The organism is Pseudomonas sp. DWP2-2 (genome assembly GCF_049897065.1).
Taxonomy (GTDB): Bacteria; Pseudomonadota; Gammaproteobacteria; order Pseudomonadales; family Pseudomonadaceae; genus Aquipseudomonas; species Aquipseudomonas paracarnis.
Map to the genome: position 1 here is coordinate 474505 of NZ_JAFCVN010000002.1, position 25118 is coordinate 499622.

The 25118-nt window shown below is 57.2% G+C and carries 29 protein-coding genes and 1 tRNA gene; 13 read left to right on the forward strand and 17 right to left on the reverse strand.

Features of this window, described 5'->3' with window-relative positions; all coding sequences use genetic code 11:
• Positions 1 to 48: 48 nt before the first annotated feature.
• A complete protein-coding gene (locus ACP7CZ_RS06190) occupies positions 49 to 288 on the forward strand; it encodes a sulfurtransferase TusA family protein (RefSeq protein ID WP_054897608.1) in 240 nt (79 codons plus the stop codon).
• A 19-nt stretch (positions 289 to 307) separates the two neighbouring features.
• Here the strand turns inward: ACP7CZ_RS06190 and ACP7CZ_RS06195 are convergent, their stop codons facing one another.
• On the reverse strand, positions 308 to 781 hold the full coding sequence (locus ACP7CZ_RS06195; RefSeq protein WP_003189461.1) for a peroxiredoxin: 474 nt from the start codon (positions 779 to 781) through the stop codon (positions 308 to 310).
• Between the two features lie 14 nt (positions 782 to 795).
• Positions 796 to 1356: a glycine cleavage system protein R gene (locus ACP7CZ_RS06200; protein WP_003189463.1), complete on the reverse strand. Its 561-nt coding sequence runs from the start codon at positions 1354 to 1356 to the stop codon at positions 796 to 798.
• Positions 1357 to 1618: 262 nt separating this feature from the next.
• On the opposite strand from ACP7CZ_RS06200, the gene dapA reads away from it, so the two are divergent.
• From dapA to ACP7CZ_RS06225, 5 genes are all read left to right on the forward strand, one after another.
• Entirely contained in the window at positions 1619 to 2497 is an 879-nt protein-coding gene (dapA, locus tag ACP7CZ_RS06205; protein ID WP_054897607.1) for a 4-hydroxy-tetrahydrodipicolinate synthase, read from the forward strand.
• A 17-nt stretch (positions 2498 to 2514) separates the two neighbouring features.
• Positions 2515 to 3630, forward strand: a complete 1116-nt coding sequence (gene bamC / locus ACP7CZ_RS06210; protein WP_032892980.1) for an outer membrane protein assembly factor BamC — start codon at positions 2515 to 2517, stop codon at positions 3628 to 3630.
• A gap of 4 nt (positions 3631 to 3634) precedes the next feature.
• A complete protein-coding gene (locus ACP7CZ_RS06215; RefSeq protein ID WP_054897606.1) occupies positions 3635 to 4393 on the forward strand; it encodes an MBL fold metallo-hydrolase in 759 nt (252 codons plus the stop codon).
• Positions 4394 to 4420: 27 nt separating this feature from the next.
• Positions 4421 to 5134, forward strand: a complete 714-nt coding sequence (gene purC, locus ACP7CZ_RS06220) for a phosphoribosylaminoimidazolesuccinocarboxamide synthase (RefSeq protein WP_027604309.1) — start codon at positions 4421 to 4423, stop codon at positions 5132 to 5134.
• Between the two features lie 83 nt (positions 5135 to 5217).
• Positions 5218 to 5307, forward strand: a tRNA-Ser gene (locus tag ACP7CZ_RS06225).
• 95 nt (positions 5308 to 5402) lie between these two features.
• Here the strand turns inward: ACP7CZ_RS06225 and ACP7CZ_RS06230 are convergent.
• On the reverse strand, positions 5403 to 5696 hold the full coding sequence (locus tag ACP7CZ_RS06230; RefSeq protein ID WP_034126587.1) for a type II toxin-antitoxin system RelE family toxin: 294 nt from the start codon (positions 5694 to 5696) through the stop codon (positions 5403 to 5405).
• Complete coding sequence (locus ACP7CZ_RS06235; RefSeq protein ID WP_294155810.1) at positions 5686 to 5925, reverse strand: type II toxin-antitoxin system RelB/DinJ family antitoxin; 240 nt, start codon at positions 5923 to 5925, stop codon at positions 5686 to 5688. Before ACP7CZ_RS06235 ends, ACP7CZ_RS06230 begins: the two co-directional genes overlap by 11 nt.
• A gap of 405 nt (positions 5926 to 6330) precedes the next feature.
• Here ACP7CZ_RS06235 and ACP7CZ_RS06240 point away from each other — a divergent pair, with 405 nt between their 5' ends.
• On the forward strand, positions 6331 to 6585 hold the full coding sequence (locus ACP7CZ_RS06240) for a DUF6124 family protein (RefSeq protein ID WP_019818461.1): 255 nt from the start codon (positions 6331 to 6333) through the stop codon (positions 6583 to 6585).
• A gap of 72 nt (positions 6586 to 6657) precedes the next feature.
• Here the strand turns inward: ACP7CZ_RS06240 and ACP7CZ_RS06245 are convergent, their stop codons facing one another.
• Complete coding sequence (locus tag ACP7CZ_RS06245; protein WP_294155822.1) at positions 6658 to 7884, reverse strand: MFS transporter; 1227 nt, start codon at positions 7882 to 7884, stop codon at positions 6658 to 6660.
• A 133-nt stretch (positions 7885 to 8017) separates the two neighbouring features.
• On the reverse strand, positions 8018 to 8959 hold the full coding sequence (locus ACP7CZ_RS06250; protein ID WP_034126590.1) for a LysR family transcriptional regulator: 942 nt from the start codon (positions 8957 to 8959) through the stop codon (positions 8018 to 8020).
• 157 nt (positions 8960 to 9116) lie between these two features.
• On the opposite strand from ACP7CZ_RS06250, the gene ACP7CZ_RS06255 reads away from it, so the two are divergent.
• The 3 genes from ACP7CZ_RS06255 to ACP7CZ_RS06265 all read left to right on the forward strand — a co-directional run bounded on the left by ACP7CZ_RS06255 (position 9117) and on the right by ACP7CZ_RS06265 (position 12864).
• Positions 9117 to 10433, forward strand: a complete 1317-nt coding sequence (locus tag ACP7CZ_RS06255; protein ID WP_054897601.1) for an MFS transporter — start codon at positions 9117 to 9119, stop codon at positions 10431 to 10433.
• Between the two features lie 11 nt (positions 10434 to 10444).
• Positions 10445 to 11677, forward strand: coding sequence for a Zn-dependent hydrolase (locus ACP7CZ_RS06260; protein WP_057975667.1), 1233 nt, complete (start codon positions 10445 to 10447; stop codon positions 11675 to 11677).
• A gap of 134 nt (positions 11678 to 11811) precedes the next feature.
• Positions 11812 to 12864, forward strand: a complete 1053-nt coding sequence (locus tag ACP7CZ_RS06265) for a histone deacetylase family protein (RefSeq protein ID WP_072446816.1) — start codon at positions 11812 to 11814, stop codon at positions 12862 to 12864.
• An 18-nt stretch (positions 12865 to 12882) separates the two neighbouring features.
• Here ACP7CZ_RS06265 and ACP7CZ_RS06270 read toward each other — a convergent pair whose 3' ends face one another.
• A complete protein-coding gene (locus ACP7CZ_RS06270) occupies positions 12883 to 13236 on the reverse strand; it encodes a type II toxin-antitoxin system RelE/ParE family toxin (RefSeq protein WP_054917741.1) in 354 nt (117 codons plus the stop codon).
• Complete coding sequence (locus ACP7CZ_RS06275) at positions 13233 to 13637, reverse strand: ribbon-helix-helix domain-containing protein (protein WP_081095765.1); 405 nt, start codon at positions 13635 to 13637, stop codon at positions 13233 to 13235. The genes ACP7CZ_RS06270 and ACP7CZ_RS06275 overlap by 4 nt, the downstream gene beginning before the upstream one ends.
• 210 nt (positions 13638 to 13847) lie before the next feature.
• Here ACP7CZ_RS06275 and ACP7CZ_RS06280 point away from each other — a divergent pair, with 210 nt between their 5' ends.
• Complete coding sequence (locus ACP7CZ_RS06280; RefSeq protein ID WP_034127031.1) at positions 13848 to 14750, forward strand: LysR family transcriptional regulator; 903 nt, start codon at positions 13848 to 13850, stop codon at positions 14748 to 14750.
• Here the strand turns inward: ACP7CZ_RS06280 and ACP7CZ_RS06285 are convergent.
• Together ACP7CZ_RS06285 and ACP7CZ_RS06290 are read right to left on the reverse strand one after the other, a co-directional pair.
• Positions 14742 to 15500: a substrate-binding domain-containing protein gene (locus ACP7CZ_RS06285; RefSeq protein ID WP_070415480.1), complete on the reverse strand. Its 759-nt coding sequence runs from the start codon at positions 15498 to 15500 to the stop codon at positions 14742 to 14744. The genes ACP7CZ_RS06280 and ACP7CZ_RS06285 overlap by 9 nt on opposite strands.
• Positions 15497 to 16804, reverse strand: coding sequence for an MFS transporter (locus ACP7CZ_RS06290; RefSeq protein WP_003189550.1), 1308 nt, complete (start codon positions 16802 to 16804; stop codon positions 15497 to 15499). The genes ACP7CZ_RS06285 and ACP7CZ_RS06290 overlap by 4 nt, the downstream gene beginning before the upstream one ends.
• A 197-nt stretch (positions 16805 to 17001) precedes the next feature.
• Between ACP7CZ_RS06290 and ACP7CZ_RS06295 the strand changes: the two genes are divergently transcribed.
• Positions 17002 to 17148 carry a hypothetical protein gene (locus ACP7CZ_RS06295; protein ID WP_164919346.1) on the forward strand — a complete coding sequence of 49 codons (147 nt, stop codon included), beginning with the start codon at positions 17002 to 17004 and terminating at the stop codon, positions 17146 to 17148.
• Positions 17149 to 17391: 243 nt separating this feature from the next.
• Positions 17392 to 18318 carry a LysR substrate-binding domain-containing protein gene (locus tag ACP7CZ_RS06300; RefSeq protein WP_003189553.1) on the forward strand — a complete coding sequence of 309 codons (927 nt, stop codon included), beginning with the start codon at positions 17392 to 17394 and terminating at the stop codon, positions 18316 to 18318.
• Positions 18319 to 18364: 46 nt separating this feature from the next.
• Here the strand turns inward: ACP7CZ_RS06300 and ACP7CZ_RS06305 are convergent, their stop codons facing one another.
• The 7 genes from ACP7CZ_RS06305 to ACP7CZ_RS06335 all read right to left on the reverse strand — a co-directional run bounded on the left by ACP7CZ_RS06305 (position 18365) and on the right by ACP7CZ_RS06335 (position 24921).
• A complete protein-coding gene (locus ACP7CZ_RS06305; RefSeq protein WP_294155862.1) occupies positions 18365 to 18769 on the reverse strand; it encodes a hypothetical protein in 405 nt (134 codons plus the stop codon).
• A 27-nt stretch (positions 18770 to 18796) separates the two neighbouring features.
• On the reverse strand, positions 18797 to 19684 hold the full coding sequence (locus tag ACP7CZ_RS06310; RefSeq protein ID WP_233098214.1) for a hypothetical protein: 888 nt from the start codon (positions 19682 to 19684) through the stop codon (positions 18797 to 18799).
• Between the two features lie 110 nt (positions 19685 to 19794).
• Entirely contained in the window at positions 19795 to 20979 is a 1185-nt protein-coding gene (locus ACP7CZ_RS06315) for an amidohydrolase family protein (RefSeq protein WP_054897596.1), read from the reverse strand.
• Positions 20980 to 20997: 18 nt separating this feature from the next.
• Positions 20998 to 22017 carry a TauD/TfdA family dioxygenase gene (locus ACP7CZ_RS06320; protein ID WP_034126600.1) on the reverse strand — a complete coding sequence of 340 codons (1020 nt, stop codon included), beginning with the start codon at positions 22015 to 22017 and terminating at the stop codon, positions 20998 to 21000.
• A 142-nt stretch (positions 22018 to 22159) separates the two neighbouring features.
• Positions 22160 to 23230 carry a fatty acid desaturase family protein gene (locus ACP7CZ_RS06325; RefSeq protein WP_072446814.1) on the reverse strand — a complete coding sequence of 357 codons (1071 nt, stop codon included), beginning with the start codon at positions 23228 to 23230 and terminating at the stop codon, positions 22160 to 22162.
• A 180-nt stretch (positions 23231 to 23410) separates the two neighbouring features.
• Positions 23411 to 23947, reverse strand: coding sequence for a hypothetical protein (locus ACP7CZ_RS06330; protein WP_057975672.1), 537 nt, complete (start codon positions 23945 to 23947; stop codon positions 23411 to 23413).
• A gap of 14 nt (positions 23948 to 23961) precedes the next feature.
• Complete coding sequence (locus tag ACP7CZ_RS06335) at positions 23962 to 24921, reverse strand: isopenicillin N synthase family dioxygenase (protein ID WP_294155881.1); 960 nt, start codon at positions 24919 to 24921, stop codon at positions 23962 to 23964.
• Between the last annotated feature and the right edge of the window lie 197 nt (positions 24922 to 25118).

Below are 25118 nucleotides of genomic sequence, written 5' to 3' on the forward strand. Positions count from 1 at the left end.
TGGGACCAGATATTCTAAGCGGCCCGAATGTTTGCCTGGAGTAGCACCATGACCGACGTTGTAGCCTGTGACGCCGAACTCGACGCCAGCGGTCTTAACTGCCCTTTGCCGTTGCTCAAGGCCAAGCTGGAGCTCAATAAAATGGCCAGCGGTGCCGTGCTCAAGGTGACTGCCACCGACGCCGGCTCCCAGCGTGATTTTCGCACCTTTGCCAAGCTGGCCGGCCACACCCTGGAGCATGAAGACGCCGCCGAGGGTGTGTACCGTTATTGGTTGCGCAAGGCCTGACGGCCTTGTCGACGCAGAATCAGGCCTTATTCAGCGCCTGCGCTGCCGCCAACACGGCATCAACATGCCCCGGCACTTTCACTCCGCGCCATTCCTGACGCAGCACGCCTTGGCTGTCGATCAGGAATGTGCTGCGATCCACACCCAGGTATTCCTTGCCATACAGCTTCTTCAACTTGATCACATCAAACAGCTGGCAGACCGCTTCGTCCTTATCGCTGATCAGCTCGAAAGGAAATTCCTGTTTGCCCTTGAAGTTCTCGTGGGACTTCACGCTGTCACGCGACACGCCGAACACTTCGGTATTGGCGGCCTTGAATGCGGCGTACTGGTCACGAAAGCCTTGGCCTTCGGTAGTGCAGCCTGGGGTGCTGTCCTTCGGGTAAAAGTAGATCACCACTTGCTTGCCCTTGAGGGCCGCGAGGCTGAAGGTCTGGCCGCTGGTGGCCTGGGCCTCGAAATCGGCCACGGGTGTGTCGATGGCTACCGGCATAGAGAGGTACTTCCTTACATGGGGTTCTGTGGGCGCCATGGTTCGATCAAGGCGTCGAGGTTCAGGGCATCGGCGAAATCGAGGAACTGGTCGCGCAGCCAACTGATCTGTACGCCGGCCGGCAAGGTCACGGTAAAGGTGGCGTTGAGCATGGTGCCGCCGGTTTGTGGCGCCTGGTAGGTGTCACAGGTCAGGTTTTCCAGCTCGACGTTATGGTCGATAAAGAACTGGCACAACTCGTTGACGATGTCCGAACGGTAGGCCGAGCTGACATAGGCCACGTAAGGCAAAGCCTGTGGGCGATTTTCCAGGGCGGCGCTGCGTACCACGTTGACGGTAAAGTCGTGCTTTTTGGCCAGGCCCGGCAGGCCGGTTTCAAGGCGTGCCAAGGCATCCCAGGAGCCAGAAATCTGCAGGACCAGCGCACTGCACTCGCCGTGGCGGGTCAGGCGGGAGGTCACGACGGCGCAGCGGTTCTCATGGCTGGCGCGGCACAGGACGTTGGTCAGCTCCATGGGGTTGGCGCCGAGGGCACTGATAACAAGGAATTGTTCGCGAACTGTGGGGGTGGACATGCAGCCTTCCTAAAGCGATGAGCGGTCGATACCGTGTGGGCTGTATCGATCAAAGGATCAAGGGTAGCGAAAAGCGTCGCCAAGGGCTAGGAGGTGGCGTTTTCATTGCGTGATCAGCCGGCTTCGGGCGGTGCTTTGGCCCGATGATGTCATTGCCCGACGTTTAGTTGCGCCAGAACGCATCCTCACGCGGTACTTCGCTTGTACAAGCATCTTGGCGCCAGTACCATTACGGCTCTCTTTTTCCGGCAGGAGCGGTTGCATGATTGCGGGCAGTATGGTGGCACTGGTCACACCCATGGATGCACAAGGTCGTCTCGACTGGGACAGCCTGGGCAAACTGGTGGACTTCCACCTGCAAGAGGGCACCAACGCCATTGTGGCGGTCGGCACCACAGGTGAATCGGCCACCCTCGATGTGGAAGAGCACATCCAGGTGATCGAGTTCGTGGTCAAGCGCGTTGCGGGCCGCATTGCCGTGATCGCCGGTACGGGCGCCAACTCGACGCGTGAAGCGATCGAGCTGACCAGGAACGCCAAGAAGGCTGGCGCCGACGCTTGCCTGCTGGTAACCCCGTACTACAACAAGCCGACCCAGGAAGGCTTGTACCAGCACTTCAAAGCCATCGCCGAAGCCGTGCAGATCCCGCAGATCCTCTACAACGTACCGGGTCGCACCGCGTGCGACATGAAGGCCGAGACCGTGATCCGCCTGTCCACCGTGCCGAACATCATCGGCATCAAGGAAGCCACTGGCGACCTGCAACGCGCCAAGGACATCCTGGCCGGCGTGAGCAGCGACTTCCTGGTGTATTCCGGTGACGACGCCACCGCTGTCGAGCTGATCCTGCTGGGTGGCAAGGGCAATATCTCCGTGACCGCCAACGTGGCCCCGCGCGCCATGAGCGATATGTGTGCCGCCGCCATCGCGGGCGATGCAGCCACCGCTCGCGCCATCCACGAAAAGCTGATGCCGCTCAACAAGACACTGTTTATCGAATCCAATCCTATTCCCGTGAAGTGGGCGCTGTTTGAGATGGGCCTGATGCCGGACGGTATCCGTCTGCCGCTCACCCCCCTCAGCGAAGCCTGTCACGAACCGCTGCGACAGGCCCTGCGCCAGTCCGGCGTCCTGGTTTAATTGAGGAAGCACTACGCATGAAGCGATTGGCCGGACTTTCCGCACTTGCCTTGATTATCTCCAGCACCAGTGGCTGCGGTTGGGTATGGGGCCCGGAAGGCTACTTCCGTGACCGCGGCAGCGATTACCTGGAAGCGCAAGCAACCAAACCGATGCAACTGCCGCCTGATGTCAATGTCGCCAAGCGCCTTGACCCATTGTTGCCGATTCCACGCAACGTCGCCGACGACACGGTCAAGGGTGAGTACGTAGTGCCACGCCCACAGCCGATTATGGCCGTGGCCGATGCCAGCGACTACAGCCTGCAGAAAAGCGGCGACAACCGCTGGATCGTGGCTCAGCGTCCGCCTGCCGAAGTCTGGCCGGTGGCGGTGCAGTTCTTCCAGGACAACGGTTTCCGCCTCGACCAGCAACGCCCGCAGACCGGTGAGTTCACCACCGCATGGCAGCAAGGTCGCGAGCTGTCCGCCAACATGGCCCAGCGCCTGCTGGCGGGCGGTGTAGCCGCCGACAGCGAAGCCCGTGTGCGTGTGCGCATCGAGCCCGGCGTGCAGCGCAATACCAGCGAAGTCTATGTCGTCAGCGCCGAGCGGCCTGCCGGCAGCACGGCTGACGTCGACTTCACGCCGCGCTCGGTTAACACCGGCGTCGACGCCGCGCTGGTCGACGAGATGCTGGCCAGCATGAGCCGTATCTCCGAGAAGGGCGGTTCCGTTTCCCTGCTCGCCGCCCGTGATTACGACACCCCTAGCCGCGTCAGCCTCACCGAAGACGGCAGCGGTAACGTCGTGCTGAACCTGGGTGAAGACCTCGACCGTGCCTGGGCCAGTGTTGGCCGCGCGTTGGAGCAGGGCCCTTGGCGCGTTGAAGACATCAACCGCAGCCTGGGCCTGTACTACATCAACGTGGCTGAAAAGGCTGAGAAGAAGGACGACGAGCCAGGTTTCTTCGGCAAATTGTTCGGCAGCGCGCCGACCAAGGAAGAGATCGAAACCCGTGCCGAGCGTTACCAGGTTCGTTTGAGCAAGGTGGGCGAAAGCGTGCAAGTCACCGTCGAGAAGAACATCAACACCGTCGCGCCAGCTGAAACAGCGCGCAAAGTGTTGGGCGTGATTCAAGACAACCTGGGCTGATTCGATGCGTTTTGCCGTTCTCGGCAGCGGTAGCCAAGGGAACGGTACGCTGGTCGCCCATGATGACACGTACGTGCTGGTCGATTGTGGTTTCTCCCTGCGGGAAACCGAGCGGCGCCTGTTGCGCCTGGGGGTTCACCCCACGCAACTGAGCGCGATTCTGGTAACCCACGAACATGCCGACCATGTGCATGGCGTGGGTTTGCTGTCTCGGCGCTACAATCTGCCGGTGTACTTGAGTCGTGGCACGTTGCGCGGGATGCGCAAACCCATTGAGCCGGCAGGTTTTCTGGCCGGTGGCGAGCAACTGCAAATCGGTGCCCTGAGCATCAATGTCGTCGCGGTTGCCCACGATGCCCAGGAGCCCACGCAATACGTATTCAGTGACGGCCAGCGGCGTTTCGGCGTGCTGACCGACCTGGGTTCCTACTGCGCCAGGGTGCTGGACGGTTACCGGGACCTCGATGCCTTGATGATCGAGTCCAACCACTGCAGGGATCTACTGGCACGCGGTCACTACCCTTACTTTCTCAAGCAACGGGTGGGCGGCGAGCTGGGACATTTGAACAATCACCAGGCGGCATATCTGGTGTACGAGTTGGGCTGGCAAGACCTGCAACACCTGGTCCTGGCTCACCTCAGCAGCAAGAACAACCTGCCGACGCTTGCCCGGCAATGTTTTGTCGACACCCTAGGGTGCGACCCGGACTGGCTGCAACTGGCCGATCAAGATTCAGGGCTCGACTGGCGACACATCGCCTAGCCCACCTTACTCAAAGCGGAGCCCATCATGGAAAAACGTGAAGAACTCTACCGCGGCAAAGCCAAGTCGGTGTACAAGACCGACGACGCCAACCGCCTGATCCTGCTGTTTCGCAACGACACTTCGGCGTTCGACGGCAAGCGCATCGAACAGTTGGATCGCAAAGGCATGGTGAACAACAAGTTCAACGCCTTCATCATGCAGAAGCTCGAAGCGGCCGGTATCCCGACCCAATTCGACAAACTGCTGGGCGACAACGAGTGCCTGGTCAAGAAGCTCGACATGATCCCGGTGGAATGCGTCGTGCGTAACTACGCCGCCGGCAGCCTGGTCAAGCGTTTGGGCGTGGAAGAGGGCCTCAAGCTCAACCCTTACACCTTCGAACTGTTCCTGAAGGACGACGCCAAGGGCGACCCGTTCATCAACGAATCCCACGTCGTGGCGTTCGGCTGGGGCACCGCTGAGCAACTGGCGCGCATGAAGGAGTTGTCCCTCAAGGTCAACGACGTGCTGAGCAAGCTGTTCGACGACGCCGGCCTGTTGCTGGTGGACTTCAAGCTCGAATTCGGCGTGTTCCACGACGGCTCCATCGTCCTGGGCGACGAGTTCAGCCCGGATGGTTGCCGCCTGTGGGACAAGGACACCAAGAAGAAGATGGACAAAGACCGCTTCCGCCAAGGCCTCGGTGACGTGATCGAAGCCTACGAAGAAGTCGCCAAGCGCCTCGGCGTACCGCTGTAATCGACGCAAGCATCTGATAGCACGGAAAAAAATCGCTTCGGCGCTTTGCATCCATCAATCATGCTGTTATGATGCGCGCCGTTGGAGAGATGCCAGAGTGGCCGAATGGGACGGATTCGAAATCCGTTGTACCTTCACCGGTACCTAGGGTTCGAATCCCTATCTCTCCGCCATTACATAGAAAAAGCCCCGTAGCTGAATAAACTGCGGGGCTTTTTCGTTTTCAGCCTTTATTAACGGCTGCTTCAGGGAATTGTTGTAGTCCTGCCTAACGCTGAACAAGGCGCTCAGACGCTTTGCGATAAGCCTGATCTCGTTCACGTTTATCGACGGCGACCACGAACACCGTAACTTCCTGATCTATCACTTGATACACCAGCCTGTATCCGCTGCTATGCAGTTTGATCTTGTAGCAGTCAGGCAGCCCATGTAGGCGGTTAGCCTCAATACGTGGGTTGTTCAGGACTTCGACCAGCTTCTTCTTGAGTTGCTGACGGAGGGTGTCGCCGAGTTTCTGCCATTCCTTCAATGCACGCGCATCAAAATCAAGGCTATAGGTCATCCAAAGAAACCCTTACGCGTTGAGGCGATGCAAGACGCTCACGTACGGTCGCCATCAAGGCTTCATCCTCTTCAGTCATCAGCACAGGCTTAAATGGCAACTGGCCGCGTTCGGCAACATATTGCAACGCCTGACGTATCAGTTCAGAAGGTGTGACACCGAGTTTCTCCAGCTCTAGGTAGGCACGAGCTTTCAGGTCGTCATCGATACGGATGTTGACAGATGCCAAGAGATAGCTCCTTGTGTAATGACGTTGGTCATTACATTGGAGCAATCGGGTTTCATTGGCAAGTCTGTCTGGACATACGGCAGTCGCTCTCATCTGTTAATCCTACTTCTTGGCCGTCGGCTTTGCCGGGCGCTTTTTATCGGTTTCCTTCACCGTTTCCCTTGGTCTTCTCTTCGCCTCTTGCTCTGTTACGTATTCACCAGTGACCGCATCGCGATATCTCGTTGGCATATCAGCACCCTTGACAGTATGTCGCCACGGCGGCGACCTTTTGAGGCTAGCTTGCAGGCTTATGCACACAAGGTTCCTGGTGGGGTTCTGGTTACCAAGCTTTTCCGAAACAGGTGCTTACGTTGTGCAGGTTCGGCAGTTTTCGTGCAGGGTTGCGTTGGCTGGGGTTACATCATGAATAAGATCACCGCTGATTCTACCGAAGGGCACGCACGCAAAATCTTTTGCGTAGCCGATGATGTCGGCACCGAAGAAACCCTTATAAACGCCACCGAAACCCTCTCATCCGCCCTTCAATCCGCCTACCAATGCGCCGAAGATCCAGTCAGCACGCAGTCGCCCGTGATCATGGCCCTGGCTCAATTGATTGAGAACGCGCAAGCCTTGGTGGACGCTGTCTTGGAGCGTGATTTCCCCACGGCCAAATAAATACCTGCTTCTGAAACGAAAAAAGCCTGCTGAACTCAACGCTCAGCAGGCTTTTTTGTGGCTGCAACTCGGTCAGGCAGGCTGCGCCACCAAGCTGTTGCTCACCTTGCGGCCCAACACCAGCACGGTCGCAAACCCCAACCCCACCAACACAGTGGCCAAGCTCAACAACACCGCGCTGCCCATTTGGTCGACGATCCGCCCGCCAAAGAATGAACCCAGGGCGATGATCACCTGAAACAGCGCCACGAACAGCGGCATGCCTCGTTCCACATCCTTGGGCGCCACCACGAACATCCAGATGCTGGCGCAGGCCGGGAAAGCCCCAAAGGCAAAGCCCCAGAGCGCGATCAGCACCACGGCGCCTGTCATACCGGTGGCGAAGTAGGGGAACAGTGCAGTGCTGGTACCGATCATCAGCGCGACCAGCAGCAGGGTGTTGCGTACGCTGCGGTTGGCGGCGAAGCCGGCGAACACATTGCCCAGCACGCCCGCCACGCCATACAGCAGCAACAATGAGCCAATCGTTGGCCCGTCGAAGCCGGAGCTGTGTTTAAAGAACGGCGCGACATAGGTATACGCAGCAAAGTGCGCCAGGCCGATCAGCAGTACGGCGATCAACCCGACCCGTGCTTGTGGGTTGATAAACAAAGCTGGCAGGTCACGGATCTGAATGGCTTTCTCAGGAGTGAGTCGCGGCAGCAGGAAGATTTGCGCCAACAGCACCGGAATGCCCACCAACGCCGTGACTAGGAAGGTCATCCGCCAGCCCATCAGGCCGCTGAGCCAGGTACCCACAGGCACGCCCAGAACGGTGGCCAGGGTCACGCCCATCATGATGATCGAGGTGGCCTTTGCTACGCCCACGCCCTTGGGCGCCAGCCGCCCGCTGAGGGCAATGGCCGTGGCCCAGAAGCCGCCGATGCTGATGCCGAGCAATACGCGGCCGAACAGCAGCAGGCTGAAATCATTAGCGAAGGCCACCACCGAGTTGGCGATGATCATCACCAATGTCAGGCCGATCAGCAAGTAACGACGGTCCATGGCGCCAATGCTGACCGACAGAAACGGCGCGGCGAGGGCAGCCATGATGCCGGGCAATGTCACCATCAATCCGGCGTGACCGGCACTGATGCCCAGATCGCTGGCGACGTCGTTGAGTACGCCCACCGGTAGGAATTCACTGGTCACCAGGGCAAAGGCACCCACGGCGACCGAAAGAATCGCCAACCACTGCTGTTTGACGCTTTGTTGATTATGTTCAGGATGCCCGCTAGGGGCCTGGCTCGCGCTTGGCATGGGATTGGGTTCCGGGAGGAATGTCGCCTGAAGCCAGGCGAGGAGGGAATGTGGGGCGATTATAGGAATCAGTGTCGGCAATCGTTCAGGCGCTCGTTTCGATAGTAATCATCAGTGCTATCGATGTGAGCAATCATTTTTCGGCCAACCGTTCCAGAAGGCACTCAATAAACACCCCCTCCGCCCGACTCAACTTCTGCTCCCGGTTCCACAACAGATGAATATCCACATCCGCAATCCCCTCATCCGGCGGCAACCGCCACAGCAGCCCGCGCTCCACATCGTCCGCCACCACATGAGTGGGTAAGCAGCCCAAGCCAAACCCGGCAATGACCAATCGCCGCACTTCTTCCAGGCTGGAGGATGACGCCACGATCCGCCCGCCAAACCCTTGCTGATCACGGAAAATAGTCAGCGGCGACAACATGCCGCCAATCTGGTCGCTGGTAAAACTCACGAAATTCTCCGATTGCAGATCCCCTTCGACTAACCCTGTGCGTCCGAACAATGGGTGGTGTTTTCCACAAAAGAACGCATAACGCTGACGCAGAAACAGATGCTGTTCCAGGCGCGGTTGTGGCCGGCGATTGAGGCTGAGCCCCAGGGTCGCGGTTTTTTCCAGCAGCGCGGCGACAATGTCGGAGCTGCGCATCACTTCTACTTCCAGATCGACCCGTGGATGTTCGCGATGAAAACCCGCGAGAAAGTCATCGAAAGTGTCGGAATTAATCCGGCTGATCATCAGCAAGCGCACTTTGCCGATCACTTCATCACCCGGCTTTTGCAGGGCGTTGCTCATCTGCGAGACCTGGCCGTACATCTCTCCGGCAATGGCGAAGATCTGCTCACCGGCTTCGGTGAGCACGAAGCGCGGGCCACGGCGCAGGATGAGCTGGCAATCCAGCTGTTCTTCCAGGCGCTTGAGCGCCTGGCTGATGGCCGGTTGCGTCAGATGCAGGCGGGCGGCGGCGCGGCTGATGCTCAGTTCCTGGCCGATCACGCGGAAGGTGCGCAGCAGGTTCCAGTCCAGGCGGTCATTGAGCAGAGGGTGAATATCGCGGCGGAATTCGGGCATGGCGGCGCTCGATAATAAGCAGTTCTTATAATCAAGATAATAAATAGAAAATTGACTAATCATAGCCCCTGGCCGAAAAATCGGGTTTAACGAGCGCCACCAGAGCGCACCGGTTTGACTTTCTCCTGCCAAAAAAATAACCAAAGGAGCCAGCCCCATGAAGCCTTCCGCTTCGCCGCAGCCTCGCCGTGCTGCGGCCGCCGCCTTTATCGGCACCATGATCGAGTGGTACGACTTTTACATCTATGCCACCGCTGCAGCGCTGGTATTCGGTCAACTGTTCTTCCCCTCCGACGATAAATTGTTCAGCACCATGGCCGCGTTCGGCACCTTCGCCGTTGGCTTTTTTGCGCGGCCGTTGGGCGGCATCGTGTTCGGTCATATCGGCGACCGCATCGGCCGCAAGAAATCCCTGGTGATTACCCTCGTGATGATGGGCGTGGTCACGGTGTGCATCGGCCTGTTACCGACCTATGCCCAGATCGGCGCTGCCGCACCGGTGCTGTTGATCCTGTTGCGAGTGGTGCAGGGTATTGCGGTTGGCGGTGAGTGGGGTGGGGCGGTGTTGATGGCTGGCGAGCACGCGCCGAAAGGGCGGCGTAATTTCTTTGCATCCTTCGCGCAGTTGGGCAGCCCGGCCGGTTTGATTCTTTCCTTGCTAGCGTTCAGTGCCGTCACTCGTTTACCTGAAGAGGACCTGCTCAGCTGGGGCTGGCGCCTGCCGTTCCTGGCCAGTGCCTTGCTGTTGATCGTCGGCCTCGCGATTCGCCTGGGTGTGAACGAGTCGCCGGAGTTCCTCGAAGACAAGGCTCTGGCGGAAAAAGCGCGAGCGATCAAGCAGGACCAAGCCCCCGTGCTGGAAGTGCTGAAGACCGCTTGGCGTCCACTGTTGTTGTGCATTGGCGCCAATACGTTGGGAATTGCCGGCGTGTATTTCACCAACACCTTCATGATTGCCTACAGCACTCAGCAACTTAATCTGCCGCGCTCGTTGATTCTGGAATGCCTGTTCTTCGTCGCCATTATTCAGTTCTGCGTCCAGCCGCTGGCCGCCTGGGTGGCGGAGAAGGTCGGCGCTACGCGGTTTCTGTGCGCCATGTGCGTGCTGGCAATGGCCTCGCCGTACCCGATGTTCGTCCTGGTCAGCAGCGCTCAGGCACCGTTGATCATCCTCGGCATTGCCCTGGCGGTGGTGTGCATGGCGTCGTTCTACGCCGTCATCGCAGGTTTTGTCAGCGGCCTGTTTGAAACCCGTGTGCGCTACACCGCGATCTCCCTGGCTTACCAGGTATGCGGCGCGCTGGCCGGCGGCCTGACACCGTTGATCGGCACCTGGCTGGCCCATCAATACCTGGGCCAATGGTGGCCGATGGCAGTGTTTTACAGCGTGATCGCGGCGGTTTCGTTGGTGTGCGTACTGGCCTTGTCCCGCCGCCATGCCACGGCCCACCGCCTGGAAATGGCACACAGTTGAGGGAGTCAGCAATGTTGAAGATTAATGGCGAGCGCCTGTGGCGTAGCCTGATGGACATGGCCGAGATCGGCGCGACCGCACGCGGTGGCAGCTGCCGCCTGGCGTTGAGCGCTGAAGACAAGGCCGGTCGTGAGCTGTTCAGCCACTGGTGTAAAGCAGCCGGCCTGACGTTGAGCGTGGATGCCATCGGCAACCTGTTCGCCCGCCGCGCGGGCACCGACAATGACGCCGCCCCGGTGATGATGGGCAGCCACCTGGATACCCAGCCCGAAGGCGGACGCTTCGATGGGGTGTACGGCGTGTTGGCTGGCCTGGAGGTCATCCGCAGCCTCGACGACCACGGCATCCAGACGCGCAAGCCGTTGGAAATTGCAGTGTGGACCAACGAGGAGGGCGCCCGTTTCACCCCGGCGATGCTGGGCTCGGCAGTGTTCACCGGCACGCTTGCCCTGGACATGGCACTGGCAACCGCTGATGTAGACGGTATCAGCGTGAACGAGGCGTTGCGCACCACCGGCTACAACGGTGAGCGCCCGTTGGGTGGCGCAGTGGATGCGTATTTCGAAGCGCATATCGAGCAAGGCCCGATTCTGGAAGACAACGCCAACAGCATCGGCGTAGTCACCGGTGGTCAAGCGATTCGCTGGCTCGATGTACGGGTCGAAGGCATGGCCGCGCACGCTGGCACCACGCCGATGCCGTTGCGTAAAGATGCGCTGTGCGGCGCGGCAAAAATGATCCAGGCCCTGGAAAACCTCGCTGCCGATTTTGCCCCGCAGGGCCTTACCACTGTGGGTGAACTGAGCATCGCCAAGTCGTCGCGCAACACCATCCCCGGCTTGCTCAACTTTACCGTCGACCTGCGCCATCACCGCGACGCCGACATCGACGCCATGGAGCAGCAAGTGCGTGCACGCCTGCAGGCTATCGCGGACAACCGTGGCCTGAGCGTCACCATCACGCCTCAATGGATCAGCCCGGCTACGCCGTTCGACGCCGAGTGCGTGGCTTGCGTGCAGGCTGCGGTGGACGGCTTGGGCTACAGCCAGCAGACCATCGTCAGCGGCGCCGGCCACGATGCGATTCACCTGGCGCGCTATTGCCCCACCGCGATGATCTTCATCCCCTGCGTCGGCGGCCTCAGCCACAACGAAGCCGAGGATGTCTTGCCCGACGATGTGCGCCAGGGTACCGATGTCTTGCTAAACGCCGTCTTGAAACGCGCCGGGCATGTTCATTTCTAAAGGCCGACGCCGCACCCCTGTGGGAGCTGGCTTGCCTGCGATTGCGCACTGTCAGAGAGCAATGTATTGCCTGATTCACCGCCATCGCAGGCAAGCCAGCTCCCACAGGTTCTGTGTTTATCCAGGAGCAACTCATGAAGACGTTTTTTCACCCCGAACAACTCCTGCATCACCCGCGTAGCTACTATTCCCGCGGCCAGATGCGCACGCCCCAGGAGGTTCCCGAGCGAGCGCGCAACTTGCTGCTGGCTGCGCAAACCCTGGGCTTCGATATCCAGCAACCGACTGATTACGGTATGGATCCGTTGTTCGCCGTGCACGGCGGCGACTACCTGGCTTTTCTTCAAGAAGCTCACCAGCGCTGGAAAGAAATCCCCGAAGACTGGGGCGACGAAGTCATGTCCAACATCTTCGTGCGTGAACCCAATGCCTTGCGCGGCATCCTGGCCCAGGCGGCACGCTACCTGGCCGATGGCAGTTGCCCCATCGGTGAGTTGACCTGGCGCTCGGCTTATTGGTCAGCCCAAAGCGCCATCGCCGCAGCGGGAGAAATCCTCGATGGCGCCCCTGCCGCCTACGCCTTGTGCCGGCCGCCGGGCCATCACGCCCGCTTCGACGCGGCCGGTGGCTTCTGTTACATCAACAATGCGGCCGTGGCTGCGCAGGCACTGCGCCAAGGTTTCCAGCGTGTCGCCGTGCTCGATACCGATATGCATCACGGCCAAGGCATCCAGGAAATTTTCTACGACCGCGACGACGTGCTGTATGTGTCGATCCACGGCGACCCGACCAACTTCTATCCTGGCGTCGCAGGCTTTGCCGAGGAAAAAGGCAACGGCGCCGGCGAGGGGTACAACCTCAACCTGCCGATGCCCCATGGTGCCAGCGAAGCGGTGTTCTTTGAAAAACTGGAGCAGGCCCTGGCAGCGGTGAAGGACTTCTCGGCGGATGTGCTGGTGTTGTCACTGGGCTTCGATATCTATGAGCTGGACCCACAAAGCAAAGTCGCGGTGACGCGGGAAGGCTTTGCGCGGTTGGGAGCCCGCATCCGTGCGCTGGGGTTGCCCTGCGTGATCGTGCAGGAAGGCGGGTATCACTTGGAAACGTTGGACAGTAATGCCCAGGCGTTTTTCGGTGCACCAGCGGCTTGGAACGCGCTATCAGACCCTTTATTAAAGGGTGTTTGAACGCTAAAAGCCTGCTGATCAGTTTTCAGCAGGCTTTTCAGCCCTTGTCGGGTGCTCGTTCTGATCTGCGTGCAACAACGCCGTGTAATCTTGCCCGCCGTAAAACACCCCCACTATTGATACCGTTTTGAAGTCAGGCTTCACCCTGAAAGCAATAATGGTGCTGCGACGATAGTGAGTGATGCGCAAGTCTTTCAGCAGGTCGTCACGGCGCATGCCACGCAAGGGAAACAGGGCAAGGCTTTCACAGTAGCTGACAAGATTGTCGATAAAACGCGCCGCTTCAGGAGGGGAGCCGACATCGCTGATGTAGTCTTCAAGGGCATCGAGTTGCGCCAAGACCTCGGGCGAAAAAACTACCGAGTAGCTCACGCTTCCCCTGTGCCTTTGCGCTGACGTCTGGCGGCCATATGTTCGCGGACCTGTTCTGGCGATAACCCAAGCTCAGGCTTCGCCTCAAGGGCGGTCGCTGCGGGGATGACTTCGGCTCTGAGCCAATCCTCCATGGCGCGATCACGCGCCAGCAACGCCCGCAGGCCGTCGCGAATCACTTCACTTTCGCTGGCATATTCGCCAGCAGCCACCTTGGCTTTGACCAGGGCCGCCATTTCTAGGGGCAGGGTGATGCTCATTTGCTGGGTTGAGCGCATGGGTGTATCCGCCTGGGGTGAGTGGGATTCAATCCTACTCGACCATTGGCGCGATGCAAGAAGCAACTGATCGATGCCGATGCCCGGCGCCTCGTCGTCTATCCAGAAGGGGTAGGTTTCCATGAGTTGCTACGTCTCCAGTTGTGTAGGTCAGGCCGAAAGTATTGACCCGTTTTGGCGATCGCGTTGCCGTAGGTGGCTGATAACCTGCTGATATGTATGACTTCATATGTGTAACAGGATGATCTCGGCAAACCATCTAGGCACACATGGCGTCCCACCGGCTCCCATACGATAATGCTCGCCACCTCGACCACCTTTGGCCTGCCTCCCGTGATCATCAACTTCGACCTCAACGACCTCCAAGCTTTCCGCGCCGTGGTGGACAAGGGCAGTTTTCGTGGCGCTGCCGAGGCCATCCGTATCTCGCAACCGGCCCTCAGTCGGCGTATCGAAAAGCTCGAATCCGCGCTGGATGTAAAGCTGTTCGAACGCACCACGCGACGGGTCAGCCTGACCATGGTCGGGCGTGCATTTTTACCCCAGGTCGAGCGCATGCTCGACGATCTCGACATCGCGCTGATGGGTATCAGCAACGTCGCCTCGACGCGCATGGGTAATGTCACCATCGCCTGCGTGCCGTCTACCGCGTACTACTTCATGCCCCACGTAATCTCCGAGTTCCACAAGCTGTATCCGAAGATTCGCCTGCGGGTGCTGGATGCCAGTGCCGGCGAGGTGTGCAATGCGGTGGCCAGCGGCGAGGCGGACTTTGGCGTGAGTTTCAGCGGTAGCCTGGCCGATGAGGTGGAATTCGAGTTGCTGCTGCAGGAGCGCTACGTGCTGGCCTGCCGGCGTGATCACCCTCTGGCTGGGCGTGACAGCGTGAGCTGGACCGAGGCCTATGAGCATGACTACATCGAGGTGGACAAGACGTCGGGCAACCGCTTCCTGCTCGACCAGGCCTTGCGTGGGGTGCGGGTGAAAAAGCCGAGTATCTGCGAGACGCACCATGTGACCACCATGATCGGGCTGGTGGAGGCGGGGCTGGGCGTAGCGATGGTGCCGTCGATTGCGATGCCGGCGCACACTCACCCGATTCTGGTCAGTGTGCCGCTGGTGGAGCCCCAGGTGCTGCGCAATGTGGGCTTGATCAAGCGCCGCGGGCGGACATTGCCACCGGCGGCGCTGGAGTTGGAGCGTTTGGTGCGGGAGATGCCGTTCCGGTCAGCGTGACACCGAGTCCAGGCCGGTGGATTGCACCTCCTGCTGGGCCTCGGGCGATGCCATGAACTGCAACAGTGCCTTGGCCTGCTCAGGGTGTTTGGCGTTCACTGGAATACCGGCGGCGAAACGGGTAACGGACTGCACGTCTTCCGGGATCTTGCCTACGAACGTCACGCCCTTGACTGGCAACAATTCCGCCACTTGTTGCAAGCCGACCTCGTAATCACCCTTGGCCACCTGTTCGCCCACCGGCACGCGTTGGATCATGGTGCCCTTGGCAGGCATGCCGAGCTTCTTGAACAATTCCTTCTCGACATAAACGCCGCTGGCGCTATCCGAATAGGCCACCGATTTGGCTTGGCTCAACACAGCCTTGAGCTCGGAATCGGTATTGATCGAAGGTTTGGCCGCACCTTCCTTCACCACCAGGCCGATCCGCGAGTCCGCCAGCTCCACGCGGGACGCGGGGTCGACTTTGCCTTGTTTGATCAACTCATCCAGGGCATAGCCGACCATGATCACCACATCGGCCTGTTCGCCACGGGCCAGGCGGTTGGGAATCGCTTCCGGCGCCTTGCCCATGGACGGGCCAAGGATGGTGTCGAGGGTGTCACCGCTTTGCTCGGCGTATTGCGGGCCGAGCAATTTATACGCGGCGGTGAAGCCGCCCGAGGTCATGACCTTGAGTTGTTCGGCCTGGGCTGATAGCGCCAGGGTGCCGAGGACGACAGCAGCGAGGGTCTTGAACAGCGGCTTCATTGCGCAGCCTCCTGCATGACTTGGCCGCGGGTATTGGCGCGGCGATACAACGCCAGGGTCGAACACAATGCACACAGCGCGGCGAAGATCATCCAATACGCAGGTGAAGCCTTGTCTTCGGTGATGTGAATGAACCAGGTGGAGATCGCTGGCGTGAAGCCACCGAACACTGCTGTCGCCAGGCTGTAGGCCAGGGAGAAACCCGCCACACGCACTTCCACCGGCATGATTTCAGTCAACGCCGGGATCATCGCGCCGTTATACATGCCATACAGGAACGAGAACCACAGCAGGGTTTCCAGCATGTGCGCAAAGCTTGGTGCGTTGACCACGTAGGACAATGCCGGATAAGCCGTAAGGACAGTCAGCACCGTCATGGCAATCAGCACGGGTTTACGGCCGAAGCGGTCGCTTAACGTGCCGCCGATCGGCAGCCAGAAAAAGTTCGAGATCGCGACCAGCAAGGTCACCAGCAAGGCGTCCGAGGTGCTCAGGTGCAACACGGTTTTACCGAAAGTCGGCGCGTACACGGTGATCAGGTAGAACGCGGTGGTGGTCATGGCCACCATCAGCATGCCGCCGATGACCACGGTCCAGTTCTTCACCAGGGTCGCCATCACTTCACGCATGGTCGGGCGATGCTTGCGGTTGGCGAACTCTTCGGTTTCCTGCAGGTTGCGACGCAGCACGAAGATGAACGGAATGATCACGCAGCCGACGGCGAACGGAATACGCCAGCCCCAATCGGCCACCACCGCAGGTTCCATCCACACGTTCAGGCCATAACCCAGGGCCGCGGCGACGACGATGGAGATCTGTTGGCTGCCCGACTGCCAACTGGTGTAGAAGCCTTTACGGCCCGGCGTAGCCATTTCGGACAGGTACACCGACACGCCACCCAGCTCCGCACCGGCCGAGAAACCTTGCAGCAGGCGCCCCAACAGCACCAGAAACGGCGCCCACAGGCCGATGGTCTGATAACTCGGCACCAGTACGATCAGTAGCGTACCGCTGGCCATGATCGACAAGGTCACGATCAAGCCTTTGCGACGGCCCACGTCATCGATGTAGGCACCCAGAATAATCGCGCCCAATGGACGCATCAGGAAGCCAGCGCCGAACACGGCGAAGGTCATCATTAATGACGCAAACTCATTAGCGGCCGGGAAGAACGCGGCAGCGATATAGGTGGCGTAGAAACCGAACAGAAAGAAGTCGAACTGTTCGAGAAAATTGCCCGAAGTAACGCGCAATACCGCGCCTACTTTCGAGGGGGCAGCCGCAGGCCGGGAAGGGGTCGTCATGGTTTTGTGTCTCCAGCGTTCTTTTTAAAGTGCTTGTTTCGCTTAAGACTTGGGATAGTGGCTGACACATTTAGAAATGATAAGTGACTAATTTGGATGAATTGATGCGTATTGGCTATCAATCCATTCCGGCTTCAAGACAACCCGCCGTGTCCTATGCTTGAAGCTGTTTCCAATTCTTATGGGCGGAGGCCGTTATGGGCAACGAACACAAGCAGCACAACGAGCCGGAGCGTGAAGAACCCCGGCGGCAGCGCGAAGACGAAAAGCCGCAAACCTGGAAGCATCCGGACGACGGCACCGAGCTTTCCGAGCGTGACCAGGAGTTTCCGCTCAAGCCTTGAGTCAGGTAACCGCGGTCTAATTGTGGGAGCGGGCTTGCTCGCGAAGGCGGTGTGTCAGTCAACGGAGTCGTCGGCTGATCCACCGCCTTCGCGAGCAAGCCCGCTCCCACATTTTTAAGCGCAGCGGCAACCTTCAAACGCAGATTTACCGTCCCCAACCCGTTTATTGAGCAGTACGCACATAGACGCAGCCCCGCAGCCTTCCTAAACTGCCGCTTGTCTTGGGGAAAGGGGCAGGCGCCGATGAATCGCAATGAATTACGCAAGGCTGACATCAATCTGATGGTGGTCTTTGAAGCACTGATGCTCGAGCGCAATGTGACGCGGGTGGCGGAGAAGCTGTTTCTCGGCCAACCGACCATCAGTTCGGCCCTCAACCGCCTGCGTACCCTCTTCAACGACCCACTGTTTATTCGTGTCGGCCATCGCATGGAGCCTACGGCGCGCGCCGAGGAGATCATCCAGCACCTGTCGCCGGCCCTCGACTCGCTGTCTTCGGCCCTGAGCCTGACCCATGATTTCGACCCGTCCATCAGCACCATGACTTTCCGCATCGGCCTGTCCGATGACGTTGAGTTCGGCCTGCTGCCACCCTTGCTACGGGCCTTGCGTCAGGAAGCGCCGCAGGTGGTGTTCGTGGTGCAGCATGTGGATTATTGGCGCATTCCCGACCTGCTGGCTTCTGGCGATATTACCGTCGGCATCACCCAGACCCGCGGGTTGCCGGCCAATGCCAAGCGCAAGCTATTGCGGCACATCCGCCCGTGCCTGCTGCGCGCCGATGCCTCGGACACCCCGCTGACCCTTGACGAATATTGCGCACGGCCCCACGTGCTGGTGTCCCACACCGCCAATGTGGCCGGGTTTGCCGATGAGTGGCTGGCAGAGGTGGGCCGCAAACGCCATGTAGTGCTCTCGGTGCCGCAATACAGTTCGTTGCCGGCCTTGCTTGCCGGCACCGACATGATCGCCAGCCTGCCGGATTACACCGCCCAGGCTATGGCCGCCAGCGGGAATCTGTTCTGCGAGCCGTTCCCGTTCGAAACCCCGACCCTGGATTTGTCCATGGTGTGGCTCAGCCACGTTGACACAGACCCGGCGGAACGCTGGATGCGCTCGCGGCTGGAGGCATTCATGAGTGATCGCGGGTTGGTAGCGAATAAAGCCTGAGGTTTATACCCGTGCTAGGGGAAGGAGGGGGGCGCCTCAAGAACGGCTAATCCTGAACGTGCTCTTCTTGAACGGGGTTGCCAATCAGCGACGCACGCAAAATACGGATGCGTTGTTCGGAGTGATAGGCGCCTGCTTCCGTAAACCTGAGGAATGCTCGCGCGCAACACTTACAGCCCCAGACGCTTGAAATATTATAAGGAAAGAAATCAAAGCAGATAGGCGCGTCTTCAGACCAGAAATGGGTACCGTTCGGGTGGTATTCCTCAAGGCTGAGTTCTTGTGCCCTATCGGTCGGGATTTCGCCTATGAAGCGCAACAGGCTGCTCGCCTCGAGTGTTTTGGGTAAGGTTTCCCACCCCTGCGACAAGCTCCGAATACAAGAGCAGGCAGTAGTCTCCAGCGAAGAGCGTTCGGCAATCTGCCTGATATTTTCTGGCGTGAGTATCATTTTTATGCAGTTCCAGGCAGTAATAGCTCAGATTCGATTCTTGCTTAAAACCAGTTTATTCAAATAGCTTTCAACTCTGGGTAAAACAAACTGCAGTATCTTCGGCATGGTGTGAATAGGCAGTTGGCAGCATGCAAAATACAACGCCATTGTGGGCGATAAGCTGACACCAAGAGCAGACCATAATAGTCCAACATTTCTATTGCCACCGTTGAGTGCCATGGTGAACTTGGCGATCAATGACCCGGGATATAAGCAGCCCATGAGGAGCTGCAGGCAGACGTTGATGCAATAGGCAATGGCGATCATCGAGATGGCCAACGACGGGGTCTCCAGAATTACCTGCTGCATGCCCGCCATCGTGCCTACTGCAAAGAGGAAAAGCGCGATGACGACAATACCGTCAATAGCCAGGCCGTGCGTGGCGACGAAGGTGTGCGAAAAACGACGTATCAAAATAGCAGCGCCTTCGGCGCCTCCTATCAACACGGCCAGTCTGATCGCCAGATCAACGGGGTTCAAGGAGAGTGAAAGGCCATCAGCGAATAGGTGGAGTATCAGCGGAGCGGTGACAGGGATAATTGCCATTGAGCAGAGCGCAGTCACCAGTGACATGGAAGGGTCAAGCCCGAGCATTCTCGCGACGGCTGCATTTCCGCTGGCGGGCGGGGCGGCAACAGCGATGGCTATCGCAAGGGAAAGTTCTTGATTGCCGGTGAGGTAGAGCGAAAGCATTCCAAAAATATAAGGGCAAGCCACCACCATCAGGGCTGGAAATATCAGGGATATTTTCAAGTTTCTGGCTGCAGTGATGACTTCAGCGTTGTTAATACGCAGGAGAGTGCCCAAGACAAATATGAAAACCATGACGGGGAGCAATGGCCTCGCCAAGTCTGCAAGATAGGGAATAGCCAATCCAATTGCGCAACCGCATGCGAGTACGGTAGGCCCTCTGCGCGTAATTTCGGGCAGAATTCTATGCATATGAGTGCTCTCGAGGCGACGTCCCTTTCGGGACGCTGCTATTAGGTACGCAGAGTTATTTCAGGTGTGACAGATGGCGGTGGCGAGTTCCTGGATTGCCTCACGACCAGGCGCCCATCGATCAGAATCGAGGTAATACTTGGAAGGTCACCACTGCTGAAACTTCCAAGTACGCTGGGTTGCGCTCCTCCCAAAGGCCCACAGGCGATCAGAATGTCGGCTTCTCTTCCGACGCCCAGAATCCCCCGATTCAACTTTCTCACCTTGGCGGTGTTACCCGTTGCGAAACAGACGGCCTTTTCCGGTGGAACGTCGCCGAAACTACTGAGCAAGGCAATTGCCCTGAGCATGCCAAGCGCGGGAACCCCACATCCGGCAGGGGAATCCGTGCCAATGACGATACGGTCCAGTTGGTTCATTTCTCGTGCGTAATTCAGGGTGGTGACCGCCGCGAACTCGTTGCCGTTATGTACGATTTCCAGGGCACCCAGACAGCCTTCACACAGGCATCTGATTTGGCTGGGTGCCAGTGCGGTATAGCCGCCATTGATGTGCCCGATGATATCGGGCGCAATTTCAAGGATCTCTTCTGCACCCATGCTCTGGGAGGTAGAAATTGAAGGACCGCCCGTGTGGGTAATGGAAGTCATGCCGTGTTTGCGAGCCATCTTGACCAATTCAGCTGCACGACTGACTGACTTGACCGGGCCTATCCCGACCTCTCCCAGTTGGTTGATGCCTTGAGCAACCATTGCGGCGAAATCCTCATCCGAAAATTCATCGTTGAGCAGTGGCGCGCCGGCTTCCATTTTTATTCCGCTAGGGCGCGCATTGGAGAAAGAGCGCTGCGCTGCGATTGCCATGGCGATAGTACCGACCCTGTCGGTCGGTAGCCCCGGAACGTGCACTTCCCCGGCAGAGATCATGGTCGTCACGCCGCCCTGCAAGGAGTGCCAGATCCAATTGTGGTTGCCAGAGCGCGGGCTGTACTCACCCAGGGTCGGGTGAGTGTGGTTGTCGATCAAACCTGGCATGACCGTGCTCTGCTTGGCGTCAATCACCAGGTCTGCGTGTGAAAAATCCACATCTGCTGCCTGACCCACGTAGGTGATCATTCCATCAACACTGACGAGGGTATCTGCTGTAATGAGTGGAGACGCGAGATCACCCGTGAGGAAAGTGCCTATATTATGAATAATTGATGTATATGGCTTATGGTTCGACATTTAATTTATCTCTTTATATCATCGAGTAACGGGTTCGAATATCCGCGCGCCACACTTGTTGAATGAACGGAAGTTCCACAAGTTGTTCGTGATGAACAAACGCTGGATCCAACGATACGCATGCCCCTCTGGATCGAAACTGGGGGTGAACTTGTCACGCGAATGGAGCATGAAACGATTGTTGATGTACACCAACTTGCCAGGTTGAATGTCCAGCGGCCGCGCTACGCTTTTAAGCGCGTTGTAAAACCTCAACAGGGTATTTTGTGCTTCGTGATCAGCGGCAATTACCATGTCCGGGTAAAACGCAGCAGTGACTCTAGGGTGAGTCAGCGGGCCGCTCAGAATTGGGTACACATGAGTTTCTTTCGCGCCTGCGGCACTGTTCCTCCAGCGGTAGGGCTGACGAATGATGAAATGTTTGCCATATAGGATTTCAATATCGGCCTGTTCCAGAACCTGAAGGGCTTCCCTCGCATCGGCCACCCAGGTTTTCGGGCCCACCCCGGCAGGGTCACCGCGAACGCCGAGAAGCAGAAGAGCCAGCGGCGAGGTGTCTCCACGGGAGTCATAAGCCTGAAAGGCATTTTCGGTGTGCAGGTCCAACTCCAGGTCCGAACCGTTGCCGGTATACTCGCCTACGGCCTCCGGATGCGGTACCAAGTCATTGACCAGTTTTGGCCCCTCATGCTTGATGGAGTAGGGCTCCGCTATCAAACTGCCCAGGGCAACCAGCACATTTTCAGAAAGATAACCACTTTTGAAGTTCAAGCTATTAGCGTCGCCTTGCGGGCTGCCAAATGTGTCATCAATCGGAAGGTTCTCAAATACACAATAAGAAGCATCGTCATCTTTAAGTGATTCAAGCTTTTTTAGAAGTCGCGCGGGAAACTTTTGATAAGCGGTCATGCGAATGAGGTGGATGTAGTCTCGCCCTCCCGTTGGCTCGTAACAAATGTCTATGAGCGCGTCCCGAATACTCTCTTTTTCAACAGCCGTCAGCCAGAAGCTGTTGGCGTCTGCACATGAATCGTCCACACGCACTCCTTTATAGATCTGATTGATTTGTCATGAGTTGAGTTATAAGTAAGTTACGACTTTCAAGCGCTGAGGTGGGGGTCTCCGTATCCACGACCTGACAGTGTCCATGCTTTGATAAGGCCCGACCTGAGTGGGTGACTCAACCTAAGAGCTTATCTGTGTACGCACCGGTGAAATGGTGGGTGTTAAATTGGCCATCAGCATCGTAGGGTTGTCCTTCATCGGTGCTGATGATTCTTGATAACCGCCCACGATGGTAGGCAGTCATGAAGTTGAAGAATGGCGTGCTTTCTTCTCTTGTGTCCGTTATTCCGTAAAGCCTCAACTGTTTGGTTATGGCAGCTTCCAGTTGTGGCAACATATACCAAGGGCATGTTGGAAAGCAGTGGTGGGCCGCGTGGTAACCAAAATTCAAAATAATCAGATTGAGGAAGGTAAACTTTCTTGCCACCGGTACGGAGAAGGTATTCTGGATTTCGTAGTGTTTTCCATGGGTTAGCTTTTCTCCCGCCGTATACACCTGCTGGAAAGAATGCTGGAAACAGTCGACGAATCGTACGATGTGTATCCTAAGGAAGGAGGAGGCTTGCCATACCACCACAAGTATCAGGGAGAACCGGGCAAACGTAGCGAAGGCTACAATGTAAATGCACAGGCTTCCAATACCCCTTGCAACTTCGCGCCTGCTGCCGCTGAATATCACGGAGTAAATATTGGTAAGCTTGATCACATAGTAGAAGGCGGGAAGATATATTTTTTCTGCAACAATGATTGCACTGAATAGCCTCGGATGAGCGACAGCAAAGTGACCACTATCGAACCCACCAATATCAATTTTTTCGGCATGATGGCGAACATGATCTTTTCTATAGGCTTCAAATGAAAAGAAAGAGAGGCCGTTAAGGAAAGACAGCAACTCTCCGATGACAGAATTGACTTTCTTCGACTTGAAAACAGAATTGTGCGCGCAATCGTGGCTCAGGTACCAGGACCAGATTTTGGCAAGGGCAATCAAGATAATCGCACCGAGTACCGCAACGATCTGTTGAGTATACGCCAGGAATATGCCCCCTACAGTGAAGGATGCTATTGCACTCAGTATCATCACCGATGGCAACAGTCTTCGCTCTTTAGCTATTGAAATAAGCAGGGTTTTCACGTTGGCGTCTTTGATGGCGCGCAGATAATTATCAGCATACAGTAAAGACATCTCATCACCTTCAAGAGCAAAATCACTGAAACGCTTATTGAGCTGGTTTGGGGGCTAGCATTGAACAACCGATCATGCCTGGACAGGTGTAATCACTTCCGTGCGCATGTGGAACTAACGGCGGGGTTTGAATATGTGTGCATACACAATGCCAGAGATGTATTGCAGGTGTACGGCTGGCTAGGGTTCTTTTGGTGTTGCATCTGGCACCAGTGAAGGTGGTACTAGCGAGACCGTAGCGTGCGTATCCGCGTCCACGGGTTGTTCGCTGCTACTGGATTTGTAGCCGATCAGTATCACGCCGACGATGCACAATAAAACACCGGCAATATTTAAATAAGAGAGTCCTTCTTTAAGCAGGAATACCCCGATGAAGCCGAGCGCAATATTGATAATTGCGCCGGTAACGATATTGCCCGTACTGAGGTCCCATCCACTGCGGTACATCATCAAAAAACCGATTTCCATCATCAAGATGCAAAACGCGATGCCTCCCTGAAGCCAGGTCATTTGCTTCAAGCCCGCGAGTAACGTTCCACTGCCCAAAAAAAATGGCAGCATCAAGGTGGACAGGATAACGATCGCCACATAAATGCTGACAATTGAAACCAAGGGGTTGATCGTAGACGGAATTTTCTTCATGAGCATGTGATAGCCCACGGTGCCCAGTATCGCTACGATCGCTGATAGATAGAATGTGTATTCTTTACCTAGCACGTTCAATACTCCTACTAGTTGGGTTCAAGTTCACGAAATGTGGTGGTTTCCAAGAACCTCTGGTCCATGTACTCACCCGCGATGATCGCTCTGTATTTCGCAGGACTGCCGTCTGCGCAACAGCTGGGCAGGCACTCCACTTTGGCGGTGTAGTCTGGGTCCATAAAGAACGCCGCCGAATGGCGTAATTTGCCGGAGGTATTTATCACTCGATGCAGCGTTGCCTTGTAACGGTCATTCGTCCAGCGAGACATTAGATCCCCGACATTGACGACAAAGGCATTTGGGATGGGTTTGACTTTGATCCAGGTGCCGTTGGCACTCTGTACCTCCAACCCCCCGGTGGCACTTTCCGAGATCATCGTGATCCAGCCGAAGTCTGTATGCTCTCCAGCACCCATCGGCGCTCCCTGCGTATATTGGGTGGAGGGATAACGCAGGACTCTCAATTGGGCCATCGGCTTCTTGAATTTATCATCGAAGTAATCGATCGGCATATTGAGCGCAAGGGCGAACACGTTTAGCAGTTTTTTTCCGAACGCAAGCATTTGCGAGTGATATTCCCTCATCGCAAGCTTGAAGTCGGGTAATTCCTCTGGCCATACATTGGGGCCGTAAAAAGGTAATTTGGCTTTTACGAACTCGTCGTCAAGCGACAAGTCCGCGGCCATGTCAAAACCCTCTTTGACATCGCCCAATATGCCATCCGACTTATCAGCGCCTTCGCTAAAGTAGCCACGCATATAGGGGGATTTATGAATTTCGATTTTTTCCTTGGCCTGAACAGGCAGGTCAAAAAACGATTCTATTTGAGAGAAGACAGTTGAAATAAGCGTGTTATCTACACCGTGATTGACGACGGTGAAAAATCCGACCTCCCTGCACGCGTTGTCGATCTCCTTTACTAGACGTGGTGATATCTCTGCTCCCTGCGTCAAACTACCGACGTCAATGATAGGTATGTTCTTTTCCATGAATGCACCACTTGCTCTAAAAAAGGCGCAACGCGACCTACTCCATGAACGCTGAAGTGCACTCAGGGATAGACCGTATATAGGCCAGTGTCATTTAGTTAGACTAAAGAATTTCGTCAATCCGCAAGCGCAGTCAGTATGGACTCGACATTCTCGATCGACGCGCCTCCTGTTACCGGCTAGGTGGCGTAGCCTAG